This window comes from Arthrobacter sp. LjRoot78 (assembly GCF_964254335.1).
Lineage (GTDB): Bacteria > Actinomycetota > Actinomycetes > Actinomycetales > Micrococcaceae > Arthrobacter.
Map to the genome: position 1 here is coordinate 1,468,930 of NZ_CAXUTG020000001.1, position 25,385 is coordinate 1,494,314.

At 66.9% G+C, this 25,385-nt stretch carries 22 protein-coding genes and 2 riboswitches; of the genes, 16 read left to right on the top strand and 6 right to left on the bottom strand.

The genetic code is table 11. The features are described 5' to 3' along the window. Positions 1 to 104 precede the first annotated feature (104 nt). From ACSQ1X_RS06725 to ACSQ1X_RS06735, 3 genes are all read left to right on the top strand, one after another. Positions 105 to 368 carry a hypothetical protein gene (locus ACSQ1X_RS06725; protein ID WP_055798718.1) on the top strand — a complete coding sequence of 88 codons (264 nt, stop codon included), beginning with the start codon at positions 105 to 107 and terminating at the stop codon, positions 366 to 368. A 112-nt stretch (positions 369 to 480) separates the two neighbouring features. Beyond that, complete coding sequence (ligA, locus tag ACSQ1X_RS06730) at positions 481 to 2,790, top strand: NAD-dependent DNA ligase LigA (RefSeq protein WP_436057131.1); 2,310 nt, start codon at positions 481 to 483, stop codon at positions 2,788 to 2,790. Beyond that, positions 2,787 to 3,599 (top strand): inositol monophosphatase family protein, encoded by an 813-nt coding sequence (locus tag ACSQ1X_RS06735; RefSeq protein ID WP_436057132.1) that lies wholly within the window; start codon positions 2,787 to 2,789, stop codon positions 3,597 to 3,599. Before ligA ends, ACSQ1X_RS06735 begins: the two co-directional genes overlap by 4 nt. 2 nt (positions 3,600 to 3,601) lie before the next feature. Here the strand turns inward: ACSQ1X_RS06735 and ACSQ1X_RS06740 are convergent, their stop codons facing one another. After that, the gene (locus ACSQ1X_RS06740) at positions 3,602 to 4,963 is read right to left on the bottom strand and encodes an LLM class flavin-dependent oxidoreductase (RefSeq protein WP_436057133.1); all 1,362 of its coding nucleotides are present in this window, start codon (positions 4,961 to 4,963) and stop codon (positions 3,602 to 3,604) included. A gap of 274 nt (positions 4,964 to 5,237) precedes the next feature. Between ACSQ1X_RS06740 and ACSQ1X_RS06745 the strand changes: the two genes are divergently transcribed. Beyond that, on the top strand, positions 5,238 to 5,741 hold the full coding sequence (locus ACSQ1X_RS06745; protein WP_055798703.1) for a GNAT family N-acetyltransferase: 504 nt from the start codon (positions 5,238 to 5,240) through the stop codon (positions 5,739 to 5,741). 47 nt (positions 5,742 to 5,788) lie between these two features. Further along, the gene (locus ACSQ1X_RS06750) at positions 5,789 to 6,172 is read left to right on the top strand and encodes a RidA family protein (RefSeq protein ID WP_436057134.1); all 384 of its coding nucleotides are present in this window, start codon (positions 5,789 to 5,791) and stop codon (positions 6,170 to 6,172) included. Positions 6,173 to 6,243: 71 nt separating this feature from the next. On the opposite strand, the gene ACSQ1X_RS06755 is transcribed toward ACSQ1X_RS06750, so the two are convergent. Beyond that, on the bottom strand, positions 6,244 to 6,906 hold the full coding sequence (locus tag ACSQ1X_RS06755; RefSeq protein WP_055798696.1) for a response regulator: 663 nt from the start codon (positions 6,904 to 6,906) through the stop codon (positions 6,244 to 6,246). Continuing rightward, positions 6,899 to 8,686, bottom strand: a complete 1,788-nt coding sequence (locus ACSQ1X_RS06760) for an ATP-binding protein (RefSeq protein ID WP_436057135.1) — start codon at positions 8,684 to 8,686, stop codon at positions 6,899 to 6,901. The genes ACSQ1X_RS06755 and ACSQ1X_RS06760 overlap by 8 nt, the downstream gene beginning before the upstream one ends. Before the next feature lie 177 nt (positions 8,687 to 8,863). Between ACSQ1X_RS06760 and ACSQ1X_RS06765 the strand changes: the two genes are divergently transcribed. The 4 genes from ACSQ1X_RS06765 to gatB all read left to right on the top strand — a co-directional run bounded on the left by ACSQ1X_RS06765 (position 8,864) and on the right by gatB (position 13,916). Next, a complete protein-coding gene (locus ACSQ1X_RS06765) occupies positions 8,864 to 10,366 on the top strand; it encodes a CitMHS family transporter (RefSeq protein WP_436057136.1) in 1,503 nt (500 codons plus the stop codon). A 161-nt stretch (positions 10,367 to 10,527) separates the two neighbouring features. Then, positions 10,528 to 10,824: an Asp-tRNA(Asn)/Glu-tRNA(Gln) amidotransferase subunit GatC gene (gene gatC / locus ACSQ1X_RS06770; RefSeq protein ID WP_028272567.1), complete on the top strand. Its 297-nt coding sequence runs from the start codon at positions 10,528 to 10,530 to the stop codon at positions 10,822 to 10,824. 3 nt (positions 10,825 to 10,827) lie between these two features. Continuing rightward, complete coding sequence (gene gatA, locus ACSQ1X_RS06775) at positions 10,828 to 12,408, top strand: Asp-tRNA(Asn)/Glu-tRNA(Gln) amidotransferase subunit GatA (RefSeq protein WP_055798689.1); 1,581 nt, start codon at positions 10,828 to 10,830, stop codon at positions 12,406 to 12,408. Beyond that, positions 12,408 to 13,916, top strand: coding sequence for an Asp-tRNA(Asn)/Glu-tRNA(Gln) amidotransferase subunit GatB (gatB, locus tag ACSQ1X_RS06780; RefSeq protein WP_055798686.1), 1,509 nt, complete (start codon positions 12,408 to 12,410; stop codon positions 13,914 to 13,916). The genes gatA and gatB overlap by 1 nt, the downstream gene beginning before the upstream one ends. 100 nt (positions 13,917 to 14,016) lie before the next feature. Here the strand turns inward: gatB and ACSQ1X_RS06785 are convergent, their stop codons facing one another. Further along, positions 14,017 to 14,925: a LysR family transcriptional regulator gene (locus ACSQ1X_RS06785; RefSeq protein WP_055798683.1), complete on the bottom strand. Its 909-nt coding sequence runs from the start codon at positions 14,923 to 14,925 to the stop codon at positions 14,017 to 14,019. 146 nt (positions 14,926 to 15,071) lie between these two features. On the opposite strand from ACSQ1X_RS06785, the gene tdh reads away from it, so the two are divergent. Genes tdh through ACSQ1X_RS06805 form a run of 4 tightly spaced genes read left to right on the top strand, consistent with a single transcriptional unit; the run spans position 15,072 to position 19,785 of the window. Beyond that, positions 15,072 to 16,118, top strand: a complete 1,047-nt coding sequence (gene tdh, locus ACSQ1X_RS06790; protein WP_436057137.1) for an L-threonine 3-dehydrogenase — start codon at positions 15,072 to 15,074, stop codon at positions 16,116 to 16,118. Between the two features lie 58 nt (positions 16,119 to 16,176). Continuing rightward, the gene (locus ACSQ1X_RS06795) at positions 16,177 to 17,385 is read left to right on the top strand and encodes a glycine C-acetyltransferase (protein WP_436057138.1); all 1,209 of its coding nucleotides are present in this window, start codon (positions 16,177 to 16,179) and stop codon (positions 17,383 to 17,385) included. Positions 17,386 to 17,425: 40 nt separating this feature from the next. Beyond that, positions 17,426 to 18,553 (top strand): NAD(P)/FAD-dependent oxidoreductase, encoded by a 1,128-nt coding sequence (locus ACSQ1X_RS06800; protein ID WP_436057139.1) that lies wholly within the window; start codon positions 17,426 to 17,428, stop codon positions 18,551 to 18,553. An 11-nt stretch (positions 18,554 to 18,564) separates the two neighbouring features. After that, the gene (locus ACSQ1X_RS06805; RefSeq protein ID WP_436057140.1) at positions 18,565 to 19,785 is read left to right on the top strand and encodes an amidohydrolase family protein; all 1,221 of its coding nucleotides are present in this window, start codon (positions 18,565 to 18,567) and stop codon (positions 19,783 to 19,785) included. Positions 19,786 to 19,792: 7 nt separating this feature from the next. Here the strand turns inward: ACSQ1X_RS06805 and ACSQ1X_RS06810 are convergent, their stop codons facing one another. After that, a complete protein-coding gene (locus tag ACSQ1X_RS06810) occupies positions 19,793 to 20,473 on the bottom strand; it encodes a histidine phosphatase family protein (protein WP_436057141.1) in 681 nt (226 codons plus the stop codon). Positions 20,474 to 20,558: 85 nt separating this feature from the next. On the opposite strand from ACSQ1X_RS06810, the gene ACSQ1X_RS06815 reads away from it, so the two are divergent. Then, positions 20,559 to 21,326, top strand: a complete 768-nt coding sequence (locus tag ACSQ1X_RS06815; RefSeq protein WP_055798667.1) for a CPBP family intramembrane glutamic endopeptidase — start codon at positions 20,559 to 20,561, stop codon at positions 21,324 to 21,326. A gap of 161 nt (positions 21,327 to 21,487) precedes the next feature. Here the strand turns inward: ACSQ1X_RS06815 and ACSQ1X_RS06820 are convergent, their stop codons facing one another. Beyond that, on the bottom strand, positions 21,488 to 22,126 hold the full coding sequence (locus ACSQ1X_RS06820) for a VOC family protein (RefSeq protein WP_055798664.1): 639 nt from the start codon (positions 22,124 to 22,126) through the stop codon (positions 21,488 to 21,490). 160 nt (positions 22,127 to 22,286) lie between these two features. Continuing rightward, positions 22,287 to 22,402: riboswitch (SAM riboswitch) on the top strand. A gap of 69 nt (positions 22,403 to 22,471) precedes the next feature. Here ACSQ1X_RS06820 and ACSQ1X_RS06825 point away from each other — a divergent pair. Beyond that, positions 22,472 to 23,788: a bifunctional o-acetylhomoserine/o-acetylserine sulfhydrylase gene (locus ACSQ1X_RS06825; RefSeq protein WP_436057142.1), complete on the top strand. Its 1,317-nt coding sequence runs from the start codon at positions 22,472 to 22,474 to the stop codon at positions 23,786 to 23,788. Between the two features lie 91 nt (positions 23,789 to 23,879). Further along, positions 23,880 to 23,995: riboswitch (SAM riboswitch) on the top strand. A 12-nt stretch (positions 23,996 to 24,007) separates the two neighbouring features. Beyond that, complete coding sequence (gene metX / locus ACSQ1X_RS06830) at positions 24,008 to 25,219, top strand: homoserine O-acetyltransferase MetX (protein WP_436057143.1); 1,212 nt, start codon at positions 24,008 to 24,010, stop codon at positions 25,217 to 25,219. Positions 25,220 to 25,385 lie beyond the last annotated feature (166 nt).

The following is a 25,385-nucleotide window of genomic DNA, read 5'->3' on the forward strand; positions in this document are numbered from 1 at the left end:
GTGTCGGGCCGCGGGATAGTTTCTAGGTAATGGATCTTCCGGATGAGCCGGGGGCCGCTGGGGATGCCGATCGGATCGGGTCCGTTGACTGAAGGAGAAAACTAATGGCTATTTGGGGTGCAGACATTGTTCAGCTCAAGGCGCTCGGAACCAAGCTTCAGGCTGGTTCGTCCGAGATCGAGAAGACCAAGTCGCAGCTGACGAAGGCTCTTAACGGCACGGACTGGAAGGGTCCGGATGCGGAGAAGTTCCGCAGCGAATGGTCCGGTTCGCACGTGACGGCCCTGGCCAAGGTGGCCCAGGCGCTGGAGGAAGCCGGCAAGCAGGCAACCAAGAACGCCGCCCAGCAGGAAGAGGCTTCCCGCTAGGAACGCCCTGCCCTTGTAACGCTGGAAGACAGGCCCCGGACGCAACAATGCGTCCGGGGCCTGTGCGCGCCGGGAGCCAGACAATGTCAGAGATCTAAGGCAGGATAGGTCTGTGAGCACAGGGAACACGGCAGCAGACACGGAAACGCAGGACACTACCGGGGCAGGTACGGGCCAGGAAAAGGTGCCTTCCGGCGCAGTGCGCGAGGAATACGAAAACCTGGTCGAAGAGGTCCGCAAGCACCGCTTCGCGTACTACCAGGAGGACGCGCCCATCATTTCGGACGCTGACTTCGACGAACTCTTCCGGCGCCTCGAAACGCTGGAAGCCATGCACCCGGAGCTGGTGGCCAACGATTCGCCCACCCAGGAAGTGGGCGGCGAAGTATCTGCCGCCTTTACCGCCGTCGAACACCTGCAGCGGATGTACAGCCTGGAGGACGTCTTTTCCCTCGAGGAGCTCGAAGCGTGGATTGCCAAGGCGGAAGCATCCGTGGCCAAACTCGGAAACGGCACGGCCGGACCTGCGTGGCTCACCGAACTCAAGATCGACGGCCTGGCGGTGAACCTGCTCTACCGCGACGGCAAGCTGGTCCGCGCAGCCACGCGGGGGGACGGCTACACCGGCGAGGACATCACGCACAATGTGCTGACCATCAAGGAGATCCCGCAGCAGCTGACCGGCGGGAACTACCCGGCCGAGATGGAGGTTCGTGGCGAGGTGTTCATTCCCTCCAAAGCCTTTGCCGAATTCAACGAGGCCCTGATCGAGGCGGGCAAGGCGCCGCTGGCCAACCCGCGCAACGCCGCCGCCGGCTCGCTCCGGCAAAAGGACCCTGCAGAAACCGCCAAGCGCCCGCTGCGCATGTATGTCCACGGCATCGGCGCGCGCGAGGGGCTGGACACCGTCAGCCAGTCGGACACTTACCGCCAGCTCGCCGAGTGGGGCCTCCCCACCAGCCCCTACTTCGAGGTTCTCGGCAGCCTCAAGGAAGTGCTCGCCTTCATCAAACGCTACGGCGACAAGCGGCACAGCCTCACCCATGAGATCGACGGCATTGTGGTCAAGGTGGACGACTTCGCCATGCAGCGCGCCCTCGGCTACACCTCGAGGGTGCCGCGCTGGGCCGTCGCCTACAAATACCCGCCCGAGGAAGTGCACACCAAGCTCCTGGACATCGCTGTCAACGTGGGCCGCACCGGCCGGGTGACCCCCTTCGGCATCATGGAACCGGTCAAGGTGGCCGGGTCCACCGTGGGAATGGCCACCCTGCACAACCAGGACGTCGTCAAGGCCAAGGGCGTGAAAATCGGCGACATTGTGGTGCTCCGGAAGGCCGGGGACGTCATCCCGGAGATCGTGGGACCGGTGCTTGCGCTCCGGGACCAGCAGGACCCGCCGGTGCGGGATTTTGTCATGCCGACCGAGTGCCCGTCCTGCGGGACACCGCTGGCCCCCGGGAAAGAGGGGGACGTGGACATCCGCTGCCCCAACTCGAGGTCGTGCCCGGCCCAGCTGCGCGAACGCGTCTTCCACGTTGCCAGCCGCGGCGCGTTCGACATCGAGGCGCTGGGCTGGGAAGCCGCGATTGCCCTCACCCAGCCGGCCGAGCCCGAAACGCCGCCGCTGACCAGCGAAGCCAACCTCTTCCGGCTCACGCGCGAAGACCTGGCCGATGTTCGGATCCGCCGCGAGAAGCGGTCCAAGGGCGTGGCCACCGGGGAATTCGAACTCGTCCCGTACTTCTACAGCAAGGGCACGGCCAAGTCCCCGTCCAAGCCCACGGCCACCACGGAAAAACTCTTCAGCGAACTGGAGAAGGCCAAGACCCAGCCGCTGTGGCGCGTCCTCGTGGCGCTGTCCATCCGGCACGTCGGGCCCCGGGCCTCACGGGCGCTTGCCACGGCCTTCGGCTCAATGGATGCCATCCGGCAGGCCTCGGAGGAGGAACTCGCCCACGTCGACGGTGTGGGCCCGGTGATCGCCGCTGCGCTCAAGGAATGGTTCGCCGAGGACTGGCACCGTGAAATTGTGGACAGCTGGGCCGAAGACGGCGTGCGGATGGCGGATGAGCAGGACGAATCCACTCCGCGTACCCTCGAAGGACTTACCATCGTGGTCACCGGAAGCCTTGAAGGCTTCAGCCGGGACGAGGCCAAGGAAGCCATCCTCATCCGGGGCGGCAAGGCCGCTGGATCCGTCTCCAAGAACACCAGCTACGTCGTGGCGGGCGAGAACGCCGGCACAAAACTGGACAAGGCCGAGCAGCTCGGCGTGCCGGTGCTGGATGAGGACGGCTTCCGCGCGCTCCTGGCCAACGGCGCCGCGGACTCGGCGGACCCTGCTGACTCTGCAGGGTCAGCAGAAGCCGCCGGCAACGGTGACGAGCTCGAAGACCATCAGGAGGCGCTGACAGAATGAGTGTCACGCCCGCCGAACTGCTAGAGGTGGCAAAGGCGGCTGCCGCAGCCGGGGCCGCCGTGCTCGCCACCCGTAACGCCGAAGCACTGGACGTCAGCAACAAGGGAGCCTCCGGGGACTGGGTCACGGCCTTCGACGTCGCCGCCGAGAACGCCGTGCGCCAGGTGATCAACGGCGTCCGGCCGCAGGACACAGTCACCGGCGAGGAACACGGCACCCTCAGCCGGCCCGATCCCAGCGGATACCGCTGGTCAATCGACCCGCTGGACGGCACAACCAACTTCATCCGAAACATCGTTTACTACGGCACCTCAGTGGCGGTGGCGGATCCCGACGGCACCTGGCTGGCCGGCGTCGTCAATGCCCCGGCACTGGGCCGCGTCTACTACGCCTCGCGCGGCGGAGGCGCGTGGCTGGAGGAGCAGGGGCAGCGGACCCAGCTCACCGGTCCCGTTCCGGGCCGTGCCGGGCAAATCCTGGCGACCGGATTCAGCTACGATCCCGGCATCCGTGCCGAACAGGCCGAAGCTCTCGGCGGGTTCATGGACGGTTTCGCCGACATGCGCCGGCTGGGCTCGGCTGCCCTGGACCTGTGCCTGGTGGCCGACGGAACCCACGACGCCTTCGGCGAACGCGGGCTCAACGAGCACGACTTTTCAGCCGGTGCGCTCATCGCCGAGGAAGCCGGATGCTGGGTCCGCCGGCCGCGTCTCACGAGTCCCCTCGACGGCGGACCGTCGGACGATGAACGCCTGGCGGCGTGGACGTGCGCCGGGACCCTCGAGCTGTCGGGCAAGTTCCCTCTCTAGGCTTAGGCCTGGGCGCGCGCGGCCGCCAGCCCGGCGGCACCGGAGTAACGGTTGAGCGGCCGCTCCAGCCCGTAGTGCCCGCGCAGCGTGTCCGCCGTGTACTCGGTGCGGAACAGGCCGCGCTGCCGCAGGACCGGAACCACGTGGTCCACGAAGGCCTCCAGCCCTGAGGGGAGCACTGCGGGCATGATGTTGAAGCCGTCGGCTGCGCCGTTTTCAAACCAGAGCTGGATGGCATCGGCCACCTGCTCGGGTGTTCCCGAGAACGTACGGTGCCCGCGGCCGCCGCCGAGGCGTCCGATCAGCTGGCGCACCGTGAGCCGTTCGCGGCGGGCAAGCTCCACGATCAGCGTGTAACGGCTTTTCGCTCCCTGGATGAAATCCTCATCGGGGAGGTCCGCCGGCAGCTGCCGGTCCAGCGGCAGGTCTTCGGGGCTGACGCCCAGGGTCTTCGCCAGTTCGATCCGTGCATATTCCGGACGGATCAGATCGTCGAGCTCACGTTCCAGCTTTTTGGCCTCGGCTTCCGTGCCGGCCAGCACAGGCACGATGCCCGGAAGGATCTTGATACCCTCGGGGTCGCGTCCGGCCGCCGCGGTGCGCGCCTTGAGGTCGGCGTAGAAGTCCTGGGCGTCCTCGAGGGTCTGTTGGGCGGTGAACACGGCCTCAGCGTAGAGGGCAGCCAGGCCCTTGCCGTCTTCGGAAGAGCCCGCCTGGACGATCAGCGGGTATCCCTGCGGCGACCTCGGAACGTTGAGCGGCCCGCGCACGCTGAAATGCTTGCCCACGTGGTCGATCGCCCGGACCTTGTCCGGATCGGCCCACACTCCGGCCTCCTTGTCCGCCACAACGGCGTCGTCATCCCAGCTGTCCCACAGCTTGCCGGCGACATCCAGGAACTCTGCTGCCCGCTCATAACGGGTGGCGTGCGCCGGCTGGTCGTCGACCCCGAAGTTCCGCGCGGCGTCGGGCCCTGCAGTGGTGACGACGTTCCAGCCGGCACGCCCGCCACTGACGAAGTCCACGGAGGCAAAGCGCCTGGCGAGGTTGAACGGATCGTTATAGGTGGTGGACGCCGTGGCAATGAGGCCGATCTTCTCGGTGGCCGCGGCGATCGCGGTCAGCAGCACCGTGGGTTCGAGCTTGCCGGCCGGCCGGCGGCCCACGTGGCCGAAGATCACGGGCGAGTCGGCGAAGAAGATGGAATCGAACGTGCCACGCTCGGCAATCCGGGCGAGGTTGCGGTAATGGCTGATGTCAGTGCTGGCCCGGGGGTTGCTTTCGGGCAGCCGCCAAGAGGCTTCATGGTGGCCGGTGCTCATGAGGAATGCATTGAGGTGCAGAGTGCGCTGGGTGCGTGCCATGGGAGTGGTCCTGTCTGTCGGGGCGGTGTCGGTTGCCGGCGTCGGTGGTGCCAATCAACCACAGCCCGCGGCGCCGGGCCAGTGCCGCCGACCACTGGGGCAACGCCCGGAAATACGGGGCAATGCCGGGCAACACTGGGCAATGCCCGGACACAGAACGCAACCCCGGGAGGCGACTCGGCACGCCCGGAGCGGTTCCGCGCATAGTGATAGTTCAGTCACGGAAACGGCCTTTTCGGGCGCACGGAGTGGTGCCGGCGACTACCATGGATAAGTGCATTCGCAGATCCTCATTCGCCCCGCCATCCCGGCAGATTTCGACGCCGTGGCCCGCATTACGCGGGACGCCTACCTCGCCGCGGGCTACTTCGCGAGTGCCGACCACCCGTACATGCAGCAGATCCAGGATGTCGCCACACGGGCACGGCAGGCCACCATCTGGGTAGCCGAGCGGGCGGGGCACATCGTCGGTTCGGTGACCCTCGCCGTCGCCGGTGAACCGTTTGCGGACATCGCACTGCCCGACGAACTCGAATTCCGCATGCTGGTAGTGGATCCGTCGGTGCAGCGCAGCGGCGCCGGCAAGGCCATGGTCGAGGCGATCATTGCGCATGCGAAGTCGCTGGACGGAGTCAAGGCCGTGGCCCTGACCACCGGCCGCACCTGGGAAAGCGCCCACGGGCTGTACCGCAAGACAGGCTTCCAGCGCGTTCCCGAGCGCGACTGGTTCGTGTCGGATACCGACATAAAGCTGCTGGTTTACCGGCTCGACGTGTAGCCGCCCTAAAGTGGTGCCGAATCCAGGCACCATCGAAAGGCACACCCATGCGCAAGACATTCGGCTCCGGCTCCTCGTGGGAGCAGACCCTCGGCTATTCCCGGGCCGTGCAGGTGGACAACACCCTGTACATTTCCGCCACTGCGGCGAGCGGGGACAACGGAATCGTGGGCGAGGACTTCTACACCCAGACAAAGTTCATCCTCGAAAAGCTTGGTGCCGTCCTGGCAGAAGCCGGGTTCGCCTACGAGGACGTCGTGCAGTCCAAGCTCTACCTGACGGACATCAGCAAGTGGGAAGACGCCGGCCGCGCGCACGGTGAAGTGTTCGGCGAGATCCGCCCGACGCTGTCCCTGGTCCACGTGCTGCCGTTCCTCGACCCGAAAATGCTCGTCGAGATCGAACTCGTGGCCCAGAAGAGCGCCAGCTAGCAGGTTCCCAGAAGCGCGAACGGACACTTGAGGCCCGGGCCTCAAGTGTCCGTTCGCGCTGGCTGTGGGGACTATTTCGCCGGAAGGCCGTAGCGGTGTTCCGGGCGGCCGGTGGTTCCGTAGCGCAGCTGGATGTCGACGGCGCCGTCGTCCGCCAGTGAGGACAGGTACCGCTGGGCGGTGGCCCGGGATACCCCGACGCGTCCTGCCACTTCGGCTGCCGAGTACTGCTCCCCGGGTTCCAGCGATTCGAGCACTGCCGCCTCCGTGGCGGAGCGCGGCTTGGCGGACGGGGTGACGTCGCCCGGGATCAGCGAGCGTTTGGCGCGTTCCACCGTGTCCTGGTCCAGCGCACCCGGCTGGGACAGGATCCGCCGGTACCGGGCATAGGAGCGGAGCTGCTGCGACAGGGACTCGGCCGTGAACGGCTTCAGCAGGTAGCCCAGGGCGCCACGGCGGAAGGCCACCCGCAAAGACGCCGCGTCCGACGCCGCACTAAGGATCATTGTGTCCACGTCCAGCTGCCCGAGCAGGTCAAGGCCGGACGCATCCGGCAGGTACACATCCAGCAGCACCAGGTCGGGGCGCAGGCTGTGGATGGCCTGCAGCGCCAATGACGCCGAACCCGCGGGCGGGAGTGCCATAAAACCCGCCACCGAATCCACATAAGCCGCGTGCAGCTTGGCGACGTGGAAATCGTCATCCACAATCAGCACCCTGAGGTCGTCAGGCATGGTTGTCCTCTCCAATTGTGTTTTCGGTCCCCGCACCGGATGAACCCGCCCGGGGCGAACGCGCACCGGATGAACTCGCCCCGGACGAGTCGGCGGTGGTCCGCGGCAGCGTCGCCATAAAAACAGCCCCCGGGCCGCCGGGGGAGCCGGGCTCCAAAACCCTGACGTCCCCGCCGCGCCGGCGCGCGAGCTGCCGGGCCAGGGCCAGCCCCAACCCCTGCCCGCCGCCGGCACGCGCCGGCCGCGCCGACGTCGTATATCCCTCGGCGAACACTGTGTCCGCCGCGACCGCCCCGGTTTCGCCAGGCAGGCCGGTGGCCAGGCCGTCGCCGGAGTCCGCGACGACGATGTGCAGCGTGCCGCCGTCGGGCCCCGGTTCGTCCAGCAGTTCCACTTCGACCCAGCGCTCCGCCGCGGAGCCGGCGACGGCGGCGTTCACGGCGTTGTCAATCAGGTTCCCCAACACTGTGGTGACGTCCTGCGGCTCGGTGACCTGGCCACGCACCAGGGTTTCGGGGCCGATCCGCAGCGTCACGCCGCGTTCGTCCGCCTCGACGCCTTTGGCACCGACGAACGCCTGCAGGTACGGGTCCTGGAGCAGTTCGGCCTGGTCCACCGGGAACTTCAGCGGGCCGGTGGCGGCCAGGCGCGCCAGGTAGTCGCGGGCCTGCTGGTGCTGCCCGATGCTCATGAACCCGGCGATGGTGTGCAGCTGGTTGGCGAATTCGTGGCGCTGCGCCCGCAGCGCGGCGGACATGGTCCCCACGGCATCCAGCTGGCGCGTCAGGTGCTGGAGCTCGGTACGGTCGCGGAGCATCACCACCCAGCCCAGGTCTTCCTGCCGGTGCAGCGCCTTGCGGGCACTGGCCACCAGGACGCGGGCACCGGCGATGACTTCGACGGCGTCGGCCTCGGCCGCGTCGGGCAGGGTCAGGGCCTTCAGCTGCTCCGGCACCGGAGCCTGCTTCCACGGCGTGCCGGCAAGGTCCGGCTGCTCCAGGAGCCTCTGCGCGGCGGCGTTGAAGACGCTGATCCTGCCGTCGGCGGAGACGCCGATCACGCCGTCGTCAACGCCCTGGAGGACCGCCACCTGGTCGTGGACCAGCGTGCTGATCTCCTCCGGCTCCAAGCCCAGCGTCAGCCGCTGCAGGCGGCGGCGCAGCAGGAACGAGGCCAGGATTCCGGCCAGCAGCGAGCCGGCGGCCGTCAGCGCGATGGGCGTAATGTCGCGGGCCAGGCTCTGGACCACGTTCTCGGTGGAATACCCCACGCTGACCTCGCCCACCACGGTGTCCGAGTCCGGGGCGAAAACCGGCACCTTGGCCCCCGCGGAGGGACCCAGCGTTCCGGTGTTCCGGGTGGTGACCTCCTTGCCCGAGAGGGCTTCGGAGGGATCCGTGCTGACTTTTTCACCGAGCCGTTCGGCGTCCGGGTGCGCGAGCCGCAGGCCGGTTTCATCCGTAATCACCACAAACAGGGCTCCGGTGCGGGTCCGGGCGCCTTCGGCGACCGCCATCAGGGGGCCGGCCAGCAGCACCGATGCCGGGGGAGTGCCCGCCTCGCGGCTGATGGCCTGGACCTCGCGGCGGACCGCGGGATCCGAGGCGACGGTGCGGGCCAGGGTGAGCGCCTGGTTTTCGGCTTCACGGCCCAGCCGCTCGTACGTCAGCCATGCATGCACGGCGCCGCTGAGCAGCACAACGAGCAGAACCACCCCGAGCTGGAGCAGCAGGGTCTGGGTGGAAAACCGCAGGGGCTGCCTCGGTGCCGGACGCTTCATTGCCCTCCTGACGGGTTTTTGTGACGGAGCGGGGTGCTGAGCTAAATGAGCAAAATGCTCCCAATAAGCAGTATGCCAATCAATTGAGCCAAAGGCACTGCCGTGACGCGGGCCACTCTAACGTCTGTAGTGCGCATCACACCGGAGTGGTGCCATTGACTGACAAAGGAGCCGGCCGTGCTGGTATTACTTGGATTCGCCATGATCGCGGTATTCATGGTGCTGATCATGACGAAGAAGTTGACGCCGGTGCTGGCGCTGATAATCGTCCCCACCGTCTTCGGGCTGTTTGCCGGGGCGGGGCTGGGCATCGGGGACATGGTGCTGGACTCGATGAAGTCCATGACGTCCACCGCCGCGCTGCTGATGTTCGCCATCATCTACTTCGGCCTGATGATCGACGTCGGGCTGTTCGACCCGCTGGTGCGGTTCATCCTCCGCAAGCTGGGCAACGACCCCGCGAAGGTGGTCCTCGGCACCGCGCTCCTGGCCGCCGCAGTTTCCCTGGACGGCGACGGCTCCACCACCTTCATCCTCACCACCGCGGCCATGCTGCCTATCTACCTCCGGCTGAAGATGAGCCCCGTGGTCCTCACCTGCGTGGCCGGCCTGGCCAACGGCACCATGAACATCGTGCCGTGGGGCGGCCCCACCGCCCGCGCCGCCAGCGCCCTGAAAATCGACGTCAACGACGTCTTCGTCCCCATGATCCCGTCCCTGATCGCCGGCCTCGCCGTCGTCCTGGTCTTCGCCTGGGTGCTGGGCCTGCAAGAGCGCAACCGCCTCCGCGCCACCCAGCCTGAAATCTGGGGAACGCCGTCCACAGCAGAGCCGTCCACAGCAGAGCCGTTCACCGCAGAAAAGTTCGACGGCGGCACGTTCGACGGCGGCACGGGCACCGGCGGTGCCGGAACCGGCCGCGGACGCAAGGGCTCCGGCACCGCGCCGGCTCCCGCCGTCGGAGGTTCCTCCGTCGCCGTCCTGGAACGCACCGAGATGCTCGTGGACGACAGTGATACCGCCATGGCCGACACCGCCCTTGACCCCAACCGCAAGACCCTGCGCCCCAAGCTGCAGTGGTTCAACCTGGGCCTGACCATCGCCGTCATGGGCATGCTCATCGCGGACCTCGTGCCCCTGCCGTACGTCTTCATGGTGGGCTCGGCCATCGCCCTGCTGGTCAACTTCCCCCACGTCAAGGACCAGGCCACGCAGATCGTGGCCCACGCGCCGTCGATCGTCGCCGTCGTCAGCATGGTCATGGCCGCGGCAGTCCTCACCGGCGTGCTGACCGGCACCGGCATGGTTGAAGCCATGTCCGCGTGGCTGGTGCAGATCATTCCGTCCGACATGGGTCCGCTGATGGCCGTCATCACCGGTGTCCTGAGCATCCCCATGACCTTCTTCATGAGCAACGATGCCTTCTACTTCGGCGTACTCCCCGTGCTGAGCGAGACGGCAGCGCACTACGGCATCAGCGCCGCCGAGATGGCGCGTGCCTCCATCACCGGCCAGCCGTTCCACATGCAGAGCCCGCTGGTCCCGGCAATCCTGCTCCTGGTTTCCCTGGCCAAAGTGGACCTGGGAGACCACCACAAGAAGGTGCTGTGGCGCAGCGCCGTCGTCTCCCTCGTAATGCTCGGTATCGGAATGCTGACGGGAGCCATCGGCATCGGCTAGGGTAAAGCTGCCTGCGGCTGCCGGCTGCCCGCAGCCATGCTGCTTGGAGCCGTGCCGCAGGTCGGTGCTGCCCGTCTGACGCCCGCTGGGGGTCGTCAGGCGGGCACACTGTTGCAACGTAGACTATGGGGGAAACCAAAACTACATTGCAGGGGAGATCCATGGCTGCGATCAACCGCGACGACGTCGCGCATCTCGCGCGTCTCGCGCACATCGAGATGAGTGCAGAAGAGCTGGACCGGATGGCCGGCGAACTCGCCGTCATCGTCGATTCAGTGAAGTCCGTAAGTGAAGCCGCCGGTGATGATGTCCCGGCCACGTCCCACCCGATTCCGCTGACGAACGTGTTCCGCGAGGACGTTGTGGGCCACACCTTCACAGCCGAGCAGTCCCTGAGCGGCGCCCCTGACGCATACGAAGGCCGCTTCAAGGTTCCGGCCATCCTGGATGAGGACTGATACATGACTGAGAACAACGTTCTGATCCGCCTCTCCGCCGCCGCGCTCGCTGAAAAGCTCGCGGCCGGCGAGGTCACCTCCGTCGAAGTCACACAGGCCTACCTGGACCGCATCGCAGCGGTCGACGGCGGCCCGCGGGGAGTCCACGCCTTCCTGCACGTCAACACCGAGGAGGCGCTCGCCGTCGCCGCAGAGGTGGATGCCATCCGCGCCGCTGGCGGTGCAGCCGCTGAAGAACTCCACGAGCTCGCCGGCGTGCCCATCGCCGTCAAGGACCTCATCGTCACCATCGGCCAGCCCACCACGGCGGGCTCCAAGATCCTCGAAGGCTGGCACAGCCCGTACGACGCCACGGTGGTCAAGCGCCTCCGCGACGCCAAGATGCCCATCCTGGGCAAGACCAACCTGGACGAATTCGCCATGGGGTCCTCGACGGAACACTCCGCCTACGGCCCCACCCGCAACCCGTGGGACCTGGACCGGATCCCGGGCGGCTCGGGCGGCGGCTCCGCTGCCGCCGTCGCCGCCTTCGAAGCGCCCCTGGCCCTCGGCACGGATACCGGCGGCTCCATCCGCCAGCCCGGCGCCGTCACCGGCACCGTGGGCGTCAAGCCCACCTACGGCAGCGTGTCCCGCTACGGCGCCATCGCCATGGCCTCCTCGCTGGACCAGATCGGCCCGGTCTCCCGCACCGTGCTGGATTCGGCCCTCCTGCACCAGGTCATCGGCGGCCACGACCCGCACGACTCCACGTCCCTGCCGGATCCGCTGGAGGACCTCGTTGCCGCCGCACGGACGGGCAACGTGGACGGCATGAAGATCGGCATCATCAAGGAACTCCACGGCGAGGGCTACCAGGCCGGCGTCGAGAACCGCTTCAACGAGTCGCTCGAACTGCTCAAGCAGGCCGGCGCGGAAATCGTTGAGGTGTCCTGCCCCAACTTCAAGTACGCGCTGGGCGCTTACTACCTGATCATGCCTTCGGAGGCTTCCTCCAACCTGGCAAAGTTCGACGGCGTCCGGTACGGGCTGCGCGTGCTGCCCAAGGATGCGCCGCTCACCATCGAACGCGTCATGGGCGCCACCCGCGCCGCAGGCTTCGGCGACGAAGTGAAGCGCCGCATCATCCTGGGCACCTACGCGCTCAGCGCCGGCTACTACGACGCCTACTACGGCTCGGCCCAGAAGGTCCGCACCCTGATCCAGCGCGACTTCGAGGCTGCGTTCGCCCAGGCCGACGTGCTGATTTCCCCGACGGCCCCCACCACGGCCTTCAAGCTCGGCGAGAAACTGAACGACCCCCTGGCCATGTACCTGAACGACGTCGCCACCATTCCGGCCAACATGGCCGGCGTCCCGGGTCTGTCCCTGCCGGGCGGCCTGGCCGATGAGGACGGCCTCCCCGTCGGCATCCAGCTCCTGGCCCCGGCCCGCCAGGACGCGCGCCTGTACCGCGTGGGTGCGGTGCTTGAATCGCTGCTCGAGGCGAAGTGGGGCGGCCCGTTGCTGGACCGTGCGCCGGAGCTGGCTGCCTCGGCGGTCGAGCCTGTCGAGACCCTTGTCGACGCCCAGGAGGCAAAATAATGAGCACTGACGCAACCCTGAGCTTCGAAGAGGCCATGGAGAAGTACGATCCCGTCCTGGGCTTCGAGGTCCACGTGGAGCTCAACACCAAGACGAAGATGTTCTCCTCCGCCCCGAACGTCTTCGGCGACGAGCCCAACACGAACGTCAACGAGGTGGACCTCGGCATGCCGGGCGTGCTGCCCGTGGTGAACAGGACCGCGATCGAGTCCTCCATCAAGATCGGCCTGGCGCTCAACTGCAAGATCGCCGAGACCTGCCGCTTCGCCCGGAAGAACTACTTCTACCCGGACACCCCGAAGAATTTCCAGACCTCCCAGTACGACGAGCCCATCGCGTACGACGGCTACCTGGACATCGAACTCTCCGACGGCACCGTGTTCCGCGTCGAAATCGAACGCGCCCACATGGAAGAGGACGCCGGAAAGCTGACCCACATGGGCGGCTCTGCAGGTCGCATCCAGGGCGCGGACTACTCCCTGGTGGACTACAACCGTTCCGGCGTTCCGCTCGTGGAAATCGTCACCAAGCCGATCCAGGGCGCGGGCAGCCGCGCGCCGGAACTGGCCAAGGCCTACGTCGCCGCGGTCCGCGAGATCGTCAAGAACCTGGGCGTCTCGGACGCGAAGATGGAACGCGGCAATGTCCGCTGCGACGCCAACGTCTCGCTGCGCCCGCACGGCCGCGAACGCTTCGGCATCCGCTCGGAAACCAAGAACGTGAACTCACTGCGCGCCGTCGAACACGCCGTCCGTTACGAGATCCAGCGGCACGCCGCCGTCCTGGACTCCGGCGAGCCGGTCATCCAGGAAACGCGCCACTGGCACGAGGACACCCGCTCGACGACGTCGGGCCGGGCCAAGTCCGACGCCGACGACTACCGCTACTTCCCGGAGCCGGACCTGGTTCCGATTGTGGCTTCCCGTGAATGGGTGGAGGAACTGCGCGCCACCCTGCCGGAGCCGCCGGCCGAGCGCCGCAAACGCCTGCAGGCCGACTGGGGCTATTCGGACCTCGAATTCCGCGACGTCGTCAACGCCGGCGTCATGGACGAGATCGAGGAAACCATCGCCGCCGGTGCCACGGCAACCGTGGCCCGCAAATGGTGGATGGGCGAGATCGTGGGCCGCGCCAAGAACGCCGACGTGGACCCCGGCCAGCTGGGCGTCAAGCCCGAAACCATCGTGGAGCTGAACAAGATGGTGGAAGCCGGCAAGATCAACAACAAGATGGCCGCCGAAGTGCTCGACGGAGTGCTCGCCGGCGAAGGCACCCCGGCGGAGATCGTGGAGAAGCGCGGCCTGGCCGTGGTCTCCGACGACGGCCCCCTGCTCGAAGCCATCGACGCGGCCCTCGCCGCGCAGCCCGGCGTCGCGGACAAGATCCGCGGCGGCAAGCTGCAGGCGATCGGCGCGATCGTCGGTGCCGTGATGAAGGCAACCCGCGGCCAGGCCGACGCCGGCCGTGTCAAGGAGCTGATCCTGGAACGCCTCGGCGTCGAAGGCTAAGTCACCCGTTTTGACCCAACTGGGTCGCAGTTAATGTCGTTTTGAGCGCTTATAACGACATCTACTGCGACCCAGTTTGGGGTTAAGGGGACCGGCTGGGTTACGGGGAGACGAGCCCGGCCATGATGTCCTCGAGGGCCTCGCACACCATCATCACCGAGGTTCGTTTCAGGTTTTCCGGCCGGGCGAGGATGTCGATCCGGCGCCGGGTGCTGATGCCCTGCAGCGGCCGCAGCACGATCTCCGGGTTCAGCACCGGCTTCGCCGTGTGCCGCGGCAGCAGCCCGATCACGCTGCCCGTGGCCACCAGCCCGGCCACCGTGGAGTAGTCGTTGATCCGGTGGACGATGTTCAGTTCCCGGCTGGACACGGCGGCGACGGCGGACAGCACGTCCGCGGGGGAGTAGCCGGTGTGGCTGGTCACCCACGGTTCGCCGACGACGTCGTGCGCCGTCAAGGTTTCCTTGCCCGCCAGCCGGTGCCCGGCGGACAGCGCCACGTCCAGCGGCTCGTGCGCGAGCGGGATAACGGCCACCCGTTCCTCCGGCCACCGGGGGCTGTGGTCCATCCGGTGCGCAAGGACGAGGTCGTAGCGGGCGGTCAGCGCAGGGAAGTCCTGCTGAGCGACGTCCTCGTCGGAGAGCAGCACCCTTGGTTTGTCCGGTGAGTCGAGCAGCCGCGCCAGCGGAGCGAACAGCGCCTGCCCGGCGCTGTGGAAACCGCTCACCGTCACCGGCGCCACCGTGGAACCGTGGTACGCCCCGATTGCCAGCCGCGCATCGGCCATCGCGCTGACGACGGCGGCACCGGCGTCTGCGAGTGCCTGGCCGGCCTCAGTCAGGACCAGGTTCCGGCCTTCCTTGCGGGTCAGCGGCACGTCCACGCTGCGCTGGAGTGCAGCCAGTTGCTGGGACACCGCGGAGGGCGTGACCAGCAGCGTTTCGGCCACCGCTTTGACGCTGCCGAGGGCGCCGAGTTCCCGAAGCATTTCCAGCTGATGGATTTCCATCCCCCGAGTCTATAGCTTAGAGAATCCTAAATCGTCGATTGAGAAGAATTCGGTTGTGCTAATGCTTCTTTGTGGTTCTAATGAAGGGAGTCAGCCCGGACACACCGCGGGCACCGCAAGACGCAACACCGAGAGTTAGGAAGCCAATGAAGGCTCTGTACAAAGCCGGCGCCCACGCCGGATTTGAGCTGGTGGACCGCCCCGAGCCGGAAACCGGCCCCGGCGACGTAAAGATCCGCGTGATGACAACCGGGATCTGCGGCACGGACCTTCATATCCAGTCCTGGGATGCCTGGGCCCAGGGCATCATCGAGGCACCCCTGATCGCCGGCCACGAGTTCTACGGCGAAGTAGTGGAAATCGGCGAGGACGTCCGCGACGTCAAGGTAGGGAACCGGGTCTCCGGCGAAGGGCACATTGTCTGCGGCATCTGCCGGAACTGCCGCGCCGGCCGCCGGCAGATGTGCATCCACACCGTGAGCGTCGGTGTCCAGCGTGACGGCGCCTTCGCCGAATACGTCGTGATCCCCGAGACCAACGTCTGGGTCCACCAGGATCCGTCCGTCACCCCCGAACTGGGCGCCATCTTCGATCCCTTCGGCAACGCCGTCCACACGGCCCTGAGCTTCCCGCTCGTGGGCGAGGACGTGCTGATCACCGGCGCAGGGCCCATCGGGCTCATGGCCATCGCCGTCGCCCGCCATGCCGGAGCCCGCAAAATCGCCATCACCGACGTCTCCACTCCGCGCCTGGAGCTGGCCCGCCAGCTGGGCGTGGACCTCGCCATCGACGTCTCGAAGATGCGCGTCAAGGATGCCCAGCGCGAACTGGGCATGCGCGAAGGGTTCGACATCGGCATGGAAATGTCCGGCCACCCCACCGCCCTGCCGGAGATGATCGACAACATGAACCACGGCGGCCGGATCGCCATGCTGGGCCTGCCGAGCCAGTCCATCGACATCGACTGGGGCAAGGTGGTCACGCATATGCTGACCATGAAGGGCATCTACGGCCGGGAAATGTTCGAAACCTGGTACGCCATGAGCGCCATGCTGTCCTCCAACCCGGTGCTGCACGCCAACATCTCGGCGGTGGTCACGGACACCCTGCCCGCCACGGACTGGGAGAAGGGCTTCGAGATTGCCCGCGCCGGCGTGGGCGGCAAGGTGGTCCTCGACTGGACCGTCTTCTAGCCCGCACCAATCGGCGCTACAACCAAAGAATTCACCCAGCTGAGGAGCAACCCCCCCCATGTATTCAGCCATCAAGGACCAGCTGCAGAACGAGCTGGACGAGATCCGCACCGCAGGCCTGTTCAAGACCGAACGCCACATCGACTCGCCGCAGGCCAGCCACATCACGGCCGGCCAGATCGGCGAAGCCGGGGCCAACGTGCTCAACTTCTGCGCCAACAACTACCTGGGCCTGGCGGACCACCCGGACGTCATCGCCACCGCCAAGGCCGCCATGGACGAACGCGGCTTCGGCATGGCCAGCGTGCGCTTCATCTGCGGCACCCAGGACCTCCACCTGGCTCTCGAGGCCCGCGTCTCCAAGTTCCTGGGCACCGAGGACACCATCCTCTTCTCCAGCTGCTTCGACGCCAACGGCGGTGTGTTCGAGTCCCTCTTCGGGCCCGAGGACGCCATCATCTCGGACGCCCTGAACCACGCGTCCATCATCGACGGCATCCGGCTCTGCAAAGCCCAGCGGTTCCGCTACGCCAACCGCGACATGGCGGACCTGGAAGCAAGACTGGTCGAGGCCACCACGCAGGAGAAGCCCGCCCGCCGCAAGATCATCGTGACGGACGGCGTGTTCTCCATGGACGGCTACCTGGCCCCGCTCGAAGCCATCTGCGACCTGGCCGAAAAGTACGACGCCCTGGTGATGGTGGACGACTCGCACGCCGTGGGCTTCATGGGTTCCACAGGCGCGGGAACCCCCGAGCACGCCGGCGTAGGCCACCGGGTGGACATCTACACCGGCACGTTCGGCAAGGCGCTGGGCGGCGCCTCCGGCGGTTACGTCTCCGGCCGTGCCGAAGTGGTGGCCATGCTCCGCCAGAAGGCGCGCCCCTACCTGTTCTCCAACTCCCTCGCTCCGGCCATCGTCGCAGCGACTCTGAAGGCACTGGACCTCGTGGAGAACTCCGCCGAGCTGCGCTCCACGCTCTTCGCCAACGCCGAGCTGTTCCGGACCCGCATGACGGAAGAAGGTTTTGAGCTCCTCGACGGCGAACACGCGATTGTGCCGGTGATGTTCGGGGACGCCGTGATGGCGGCGAAGGTGGCGGGCCGGATGCTCCAGCACGGAGTGTTCGTCACCGCCTTCAGCTACCCCGTGGTGCCCAAGGGAGCAGCCCGGATCCGGGTCCAGCTCTCCGCGGCGCACAGCACCGAGGATGTGGAAGCCTGCGTCAGGGCGTTCGTGGACAGCCGCGACGCGGTGGGAGCCTAAGGTACTGACGTGACGTCCTGACGGGTGCAAGGATGTAGTCATGTCAGCAAATTACGATGTGGTGATTGTGGGCGGCGGCATCGCCGGACTGTCCCTGGCCTCCGCCCTGGCCGGTAAATGCAGTGTGGCGCTCGTCGAGGCCGAACAGTCCCTGGCGTATCACACGTCGGCCCGTTCAGCCCGGCAACTGATCCCCAGCTATGGCCCCGTAGTGGTGCAGGAGCTGACCCTCCGCACCCTCGGGCTGATCGCGGCGCGGGACGCGGAGCTGCCGGTGCCTGTCCTGTCGCCGCGCAGCTTCATGCTGATCGGCGACGAGGACTCTGTCAGGGAAGAAGCCAGCGGCCATATGCACCGGATCTCCCATGATGAGGCCCTGGCGCTGTGCCCCGTGCTGGATCCCGGATTCTTCACTGCGGCCGGCCTGGACACCGGTTCGTTCGCCTGCAACGCGCCCGTGCTGCTGGAAGACCACCGGCAGCGGGCCGAGGCAGGCGGTGTGGACATCATCACCGGCGCCAAAGTCCATTCCGCCCAGCGGCTGGGATCCGGGTGGGAGCTCGGGGCCGGCCAGGAAGCCTTCGAAGCCGGCATAGTCGTCAATGCCGCCGGTGCCTGGGCCGATGAACTGGCCGTGATCAGCGGCGTGGAGAAGCTCGGCCTCCAGCCGTACCGCCGCACGGCGGCGATTGTCGACGTCGAACGTCCCCTCCCGGAGTCCTGCCCCATGGTGGCGGCGGCGGACGAATCGTTCTACTTCCGGAAGGAAGGCGACGACGTACTGATTTCGCCGTCTGAATCCGTGCCGAGCGGCCCCGAGGACGCAAAGCCCTACCCGGGTGACGTCGAAGCGCTGGTGTCGCGGCTCAACGCGGTGACCACGCTGGGCATCAGGAACGTCAAGTCCGCGTGGACCGGCCTGCGAACGGAAGCTGCCGACGGCGTCCCGGTAGTAGGGTTCGACGCCGAAGCCACCGGATTCTTCTGGCTCGCCGGGCAAGGTGGTTACGGTTTTCAGACGTCGTCCGGCATTGCGGAACTGGCTGCGGAGCTGATCCTGGCCGGCCCGTCCGTGGGGCAGCGTGCCTGGGACGAGGAAAGTGGGCTTAGTCCGGCATCCCGGACAGCGGCGGCCCTGGCCGCGACCCGCTGGTCCATCCGGCACTGAAGAATGGACTTATGAGCACCCTCATCACCAACATTGCCGAGCTGATGACCCAGGACGCGGAGCACCGTGTCCTCAAGGATGCCGCCGTGGTGATCGAGGGGGAGCGCATCTCCTGGATCGGACCGTCGTCGGCGGCCCCGGCCGCTGACGAGTCCGTCGACGCCGGCGGCCGCGCCCTGCTGCCGGGCTGGGTGGATTCGCACACGCACCTGATCTTCGCCGGTGACCGCACTGCCGAGTTCGAGGCGCGGATGGCCGGCGAGAGCTACAGCGCCGGCGGCATTGCCGTGACCACGGGCGCCACCCGGGAGACGGGCGACTTCGACCTCACCCGGCTGGCCCTGGGACGCGTTGCAGAAGCGGTCTCGCAGGGAACAACCTACCTTGAAACCAAGACCGGCTACGGCCTGGACGTGGAGAACGAGGCCCGCAGCGCGCGCATCGCCTCCACTGTGGCTGACGAAGTGACCTACCTCGGCGCCCACCTGGTCCCCGCCGGCGCCGATGCCGACGACTACACCGACCTGGTGTGCGGACCCATGCTGGCGGCCGTGCGGCCCTACGTCAGCTGGGCGGACGTGTTCTGCGAGCAGGGGGCGTTCAACGAGGGACAGTCCCGCCGCGTGCTGGAGGCCTGCAAGGATGCGGGCCTGGGGCTGCGCGTCCACGGCAACCAGCTCGGCGAAGGACCCGGGGTGCAGCTGGCCGTGGAGTTCGGGGCGGCGAGCGTGGACCATGTGAATTACTTGTCCGCCGCGGACGTGGATGCCCTGGCGGGCAGCTGGTCCGGGTGGCAGGGTGCGGGCAGCGGGTCCGCAGCCGACGGCAGGGGGACCGTGGCCACGTGCCTGCCGGCCTGCGACCTCTCCACCCGCCAGCCGCTGGCTCCCGGCCGCGAACTGCTCGACGCCGGCGTGCCGGTGGCCCTTGCCTCCAACTGCAACCCCGGAACCTCTTACACGAGCTCCATGGCGTTCTGCGTCACCACCGCGGTGCTGCAGATGCGGCTGAGCGTCCACGAGGCCGTCCGGGCCGCCACGTACGGCGGCGCGCTGGCGCTGCACCGGGAGGTGGGGAACGACGTCGACGGCGAACGGGCGGTGGGGTCGGTCGCCGTCGGCCACCGTGCGGACCTGCACCTGCTTAACGCCCCGTCTGCCACCCACCTGGCCTACCGGCCGGGCATCCCGCTGACCCACGCAGTCTGGCGGGCTGGCGTCCGCGCCCGCTAAGGGTGCATCAGAAGACCATAGGCGGTGCGTCCAGCACCGTTTCGTCGACACGGCGGTCCTCCCACTGGCTGAAGGGCTTGTCCAGCTCGAACTTGCCCATCCGGGTGCGCACCAGGGTCCGCACCTCGGCGTTGTCCGGGTTGTTGAGTGACTCGAAGTACTCCACGGACCAATGGAACCAGCGCATGCAGAAGAGCCGCATGGTGAGCCCGTGCGTCACGAAGAGCGCGTTGCGGGCGTAGTCCGGCCGGGCCCAGTGCCGGTGGAGTGTTTCCATGAAGGAGGAGATCCGGTCGTAGACATCCGAGCCGGATTCGCCCTCACGGAACCGGTAGAAGAAATGGCCGTACGCGTTGCGGAGTTCCTTCTGGTCCTCGATGTCCCCGGCGATCTGGAAGTTCGCCCAGTCCTGCTCCCGGAGTCGCGGCTCCTCGATGACCCGTTCAGTGAGCGGGCCCAGGTTGAGCGCTTCCAGGGTCTGGTATGCCCTGAGGTATGGCGACACGTAGACACACACCTGCTGCCCGTCCAGCTCCCGGCGGATTTGCTCGCCGGCGGCCTGTGCCTGTGCCACGCCGAGGTCCGTGAGCGGTATCCGGTAATCCGGGACCCTGTTGTAGATGGAGGTGTCGGCATTGGCGGCGGACTGGCCGTGCCGGATCATGATGATTTTGTCGGGCGCGCTCATAAATTCCTAGCATAGGCCCAGGGCTGCCCCGCTCCGGTGAGGCGGCGGACAGGAAAGAACCAGCAAGTGCAGGCAAGATAGGAACATGCTGGTTCCCTCCCGCCGTCGTCTGCGGATCGAAGTCTGGATTGTCCTGGGTCTGTCGCTGGGGCAGTCCGCCGTGTATTCGGTGGTGCAGCTGCTCGACAAGCTGACGCGTGCGCCCCTGGCGGAGGGTACGTCCACCCTCAACCGCTCGCAGAGCAGCCGCGAATACTTCGACCTGACCTACCAGTTGCTGGACATTGTGTTCGCCCTCGTGCCGGTGGTCCTGGTGATCTATTTCCTCACGGAACACCGGCGGGCGGGGGAGTCCGGCGCTTCGGCGTTCCGCAAACTCGGCTTCAACTTCGCCCGCCCGGGGAAGGACCTGCTGCAGGGGCTGGGCCTGGCAGCGCTGATCGGCATCCCTTCCCTGGGGCTGTACGCGGCCGGCCGGGCGCTGGGCATCACCACCGCCATCATCCCCAGCGCGCTGGACGCCTACTGGTGGACCATTCCCGTGCTGATCCTCTCCGCAGTGCGGCACGGGATCGTCGAGGAAGTCATCGTGGTGGGCTACCTGCTGGACCGGCTCGGGAAGTTCGGGTGGAGCATGCCGCTGGCCATCTTCGCAAGCTCCATGCTCCGCGGCAGCTACCACCTCTACCAGGGCTTCGGCCCGTTCATCGGCAACGCCGTCATGGGTGTTGTTTTCGCCTGGGTGTACACGAAGACCCGCCGCGTCATGCCGCTGGTGATCGCCCATGCGCTGCTGGACATCGTGGCTTTCGTCGGCTTCAGCCTGTTCGGCAAGGCGATCGGGCTGGGTTAGATCGGGCTGGGTTGGCTCGGGCTCGATTAAAAGGATTCGGCCGCTATCGGTGGGTGGCGTCGTTGGCACCCGCTGATAGCGGCCGAAGTTTATGGTGTGGCACCGTTAAGGGGCAGCAGGCTGCCGCGTGGTCCCTTGCGGTTCCACGTTGTGGAACCGGGTCAGATGGTTACTGCCCCGGAAGCGGTTTCGAAGGTGACGGAGAGGATCCCCGGTGTTCCCTTCGGGGCGATCCATTCGACGGCCACATCTTCCAAAGGCTTCTCGACCGGTTGACCGAGCCACTCCGTGACGCGTTCGGCCGAGCCCGCGATGGTGAGGCTGGACATCTTAACGTTGCTTGGGTAGGCGTTGGACGGGTGAAGCTCCGGGTCGCCTTCCCACTTGAGCATGTACGGAACCTGCGGGTCTGCAATGAGGCCCAGGATGCCGATCTGCTTCCAGACGAGTTCGCGGCCGTCGGGGAACTTGCGGTTGCCGTTGACAGCCGATCGGCCGAGGCGTTCTTCGAACGGTGCCAGGTCGTCCACTTCGACGCACCAGCCCATCCAGCCGCCGCCGGCTGCGGAGCGTGCCCGGACAGCCTGCCCGAACGGAGCCTTGTCGGAGGCCGGGTGGTCCAGGACCTCCACAACCTCCAGGTATTTGTGCCCGGCCAGCGGGATAATCATGTTGCGGGTGCCAAAACGGGGGTGTACCCCGCCCTTCACGGCTTCGACGCCGAGGGCGGTTGCAATACGTTCGGTGGTGGCAGCCAAGCCATCTTGTTCACAGGCGTAAGAGACGTGATCCATGCGCATGCCCTCATCTTGGCACTTTGTGATGGAGCTCTCAGCTAAGGGTGGCCTTACCAAGATGGGATGTCATGGCGGGCCGGCCTGAGGCCCGTGAAATCACGCCGCTGACGTCCTTCGTCACAAAGCTGTTCACAGGCAATCCGCCGTTCCTAGACTGGGGCCAGGTCATGAGCGCCAGCATCAAGCCCCGGCTAGCTGGCCGGCAACCCTCGTTCCGCGGTGGGGTGCCCCGGGTGAAGACCTGGCCCTCCGGCAACCGCCGGGCGGCAAGCGCGGCACCAGTCCTGCCAGGGAATGTCCAGCATGTCCTGCAGGGCAGAGGTGCCCTTCCTCAGAAGGAGCTCTCCGATGTCCAACGCATGGTCATTCGAAACCCGCCAGATCCACGCCGGCCAGGAGCCGGACAGCGCCACCGGCGCCAGGGCACTGCCTATCTACCAGACGACGTCGTTCGTGTTCCCGAGCGCCGAAAGCGCCGCCAACCGCTTCGCGCTGGCCGAGCTGGCGCCCATCTACACCCGCATCGGCAACCCCACCCAGGACACGGTGGAACAGCGCGTTGCCAGCCTGGAAGGTGGCCTGGCAGCGCTCCTGCTCAGCTCGGGCCAGGCTGCCGAAACCTTCGCCATCCTCAACGTGGCCGAAGCCGGCGACCACGTGGTGGCCAGCCCCAGCCTGTACGGCGGCACGTATAACCTCCTGGCCCACACCCTGAAGAAGTTCGGCATCTCCGTGACGTTCGTCGAGGATCCGGACAACCTCCAGCAGTGGAAGGATGCCGTCCGGCCGAACACCAAGCTCTTCTTCGCCGAGGTGGTCTCCAATCCGCGCCAGGATGTCCTGGACATCGAAGGCGTGTCCCGCGTTGCCCACGAGGCAGGCGTCCCGCTGATCGTGGACAACACGTTGTCCACTCCGTACCTCATCCGGCCGCTGGAATGGGGTGCCGACATTGTGGTGCACTCGGCCACGAAGTACCTCGGCGGGCACGGCAGCGCCATCGCCGGCGTGATCGTGGACTCCGGCAACTTCGACTTCGGAAAGGACCCGGAGAAGTTCCCGGGCTTCAATACGCCGGACCCCACCTACAACGGCCTTGTCTACGCCCGCGACCTCGGGGCGGACGGTGCACTGGGGGCGAACCTGTCCTACATCCTCAAGGCCCGCGTCCAGCTGCTGCGCGATCTCGGTTCGGCGGTATCCCCGTTCAACGCCTTCCTCATCGCCCAGGGGCTGGAAACCCTGAGCCTGCGTGTGGAGCGGCACGTTGCCAACGCGGTGACCGTCGCCGAGTGGCTGGAGTCCAGGGACGACGTCGAATCCGTCGCCTATGCGGGCCTGCCGTCCAGCCCCTGGTACGAGCGCGGCCGCAAGTATGGACCCAAGGGCACCGGCGCGATTGTGTCCTTCAACATCGCCGGCGGGGCCGAGGCAGGCAAGCGGTTCGTGGATGCCTTGGAGCTGCACTCCCACGTGGCAAACATCGGTGACGTGCGCTCCCTGGTCATCCACCCGGCGTCGACCACGCACAGCCAGTTGACGGAAGAGCAGCAGGCCGTGGCCGGTGTGACCCCCGGCCTGGTCCGCCTCTCGGTGGGGCTGGAGCACATCGACGACATCATCGCCGACCTCGACGCCGGTTTCCGCGCCGCCAAGGGCGACTGACCAGTACGGCTCCCGGCGTCCACGACGCCGGGAGTCATATTGATGTCACATTCTTAGCCATTGCGGCGACGCATTTCGTAGACTCTTTGAAGGTCATGAGTGCCAGCGACAGCCCCGGCTTGCTGGCCGGCAACCCTCCTTCCGCGGCGGGGTGCCCCGGGTGAAGACCTGGCCTGCCGGCCAGTTGGCGGCGGGCAAGCGCGAAGAAGAGGTCCTCAGATGACGATTGCCGTCACCCGCAGCGGTGTACCCGAAACAGATACCCGCGCAGTGGATGCAACCACAGGCAACACCACGGATACAACGACAGGCAACAACACGGATACCAGCACGGTGGACACCGCCGTCCCTGACGGTACGGTCAAGTTCCTCAGCGTTGGCGGGCTGGAGCTGGAGGCCGGCGGCTTTCTGCCGGACGTAACGCTTGCGTACGAAACATGGGGCACGCTGAACGCGGACCGTTCCAACGCCGTGCTGGTGCAGCACGCCCTCACCGGCACCACGCACGTCACCAGGGGTGCCAGCGACGAGGAAGGCTGGTGGGAACAGCTGGCCGGACCCGGAGCCCCCGTTGATACGGACAAGTACTTCGTGGTCTCCATCAACATCGTCGGCGGCTGCTACGGTTCCACCGGTCCTTCCGCCCCGGCCCCGGACGGTAAGCCGTGGGGTTCGCGCTTCCCCCTGGTGACCCTGCGGGACACAACGGCGGCCGAGTCCCGGCTGGCGGATGCGCTGGGGATCGAGAGCTGGTACGCGGTGTTGGGCGGCTCCCTGGGCGGAGCCCGGGCACTGGAATGGGCCGTGAGCTACCCGGACCGCGTCCGGCGCTGTGCCGTGATATCCATTGGAGCGAGCAGCACCGCCGAGCAGATCGCTTTTGCCCAGGCCCAGACCCTCGCCATCCGCCAGGACGTCAACTTCAACGACGGCGACTACTACGGCGGCCCGGAGCCGGAAGCCGGCCTGGCCCTGGCACGCAGGATCGCACACATCACCTACCGCTCCGCGTACGAGCTGGAGACCCGGTTCGGCCGCAACGCCCAGAGCAGCGAGAGCCCGCTCGAAGCGGTGTCGCTGGGGGACCGCGGCCGCTACCAGGTGGAGAGCTACCTCGACCACCAGGGCACCAAGCTGGTCCGGCGCTTCGATGCCAACAGCTACATCGCCATCACCGAAGCGCTCATGAGCCACGACGTGGGCCGCGGGCGCGGTCCGCTCAAGGACGCGTTGGCCCAGGCCACGGCCGAGTTCTTTATTGCCGCCGTGAATACGGACCGGCTGTATTTTCCGGCACAGTCTTATGAACTCGCGGCTGCGCTGCCGGGGGATGTGCCAGTGCACGTCATCGAAGCGCCCATCGGCCATGACGGCTTCCTGACCGAGATCGGCCAGCTCAGCACGCAGTTGCGGCAGAACTTCTTCGCATAGCCCCGTCGGCTCAATGTGCATTTTTGCAGAGCAGTTCTGCAGAAAATGGCGTTGAGCCTGCGGCAATGTGAGTCCATACTCTAGGGGACCGGCGCGTTGGTGGTGCACATCACACGCGGCCGCTACGGAATGGTCCACATGGCGTCGACGGAGACGCCGAAGGAGT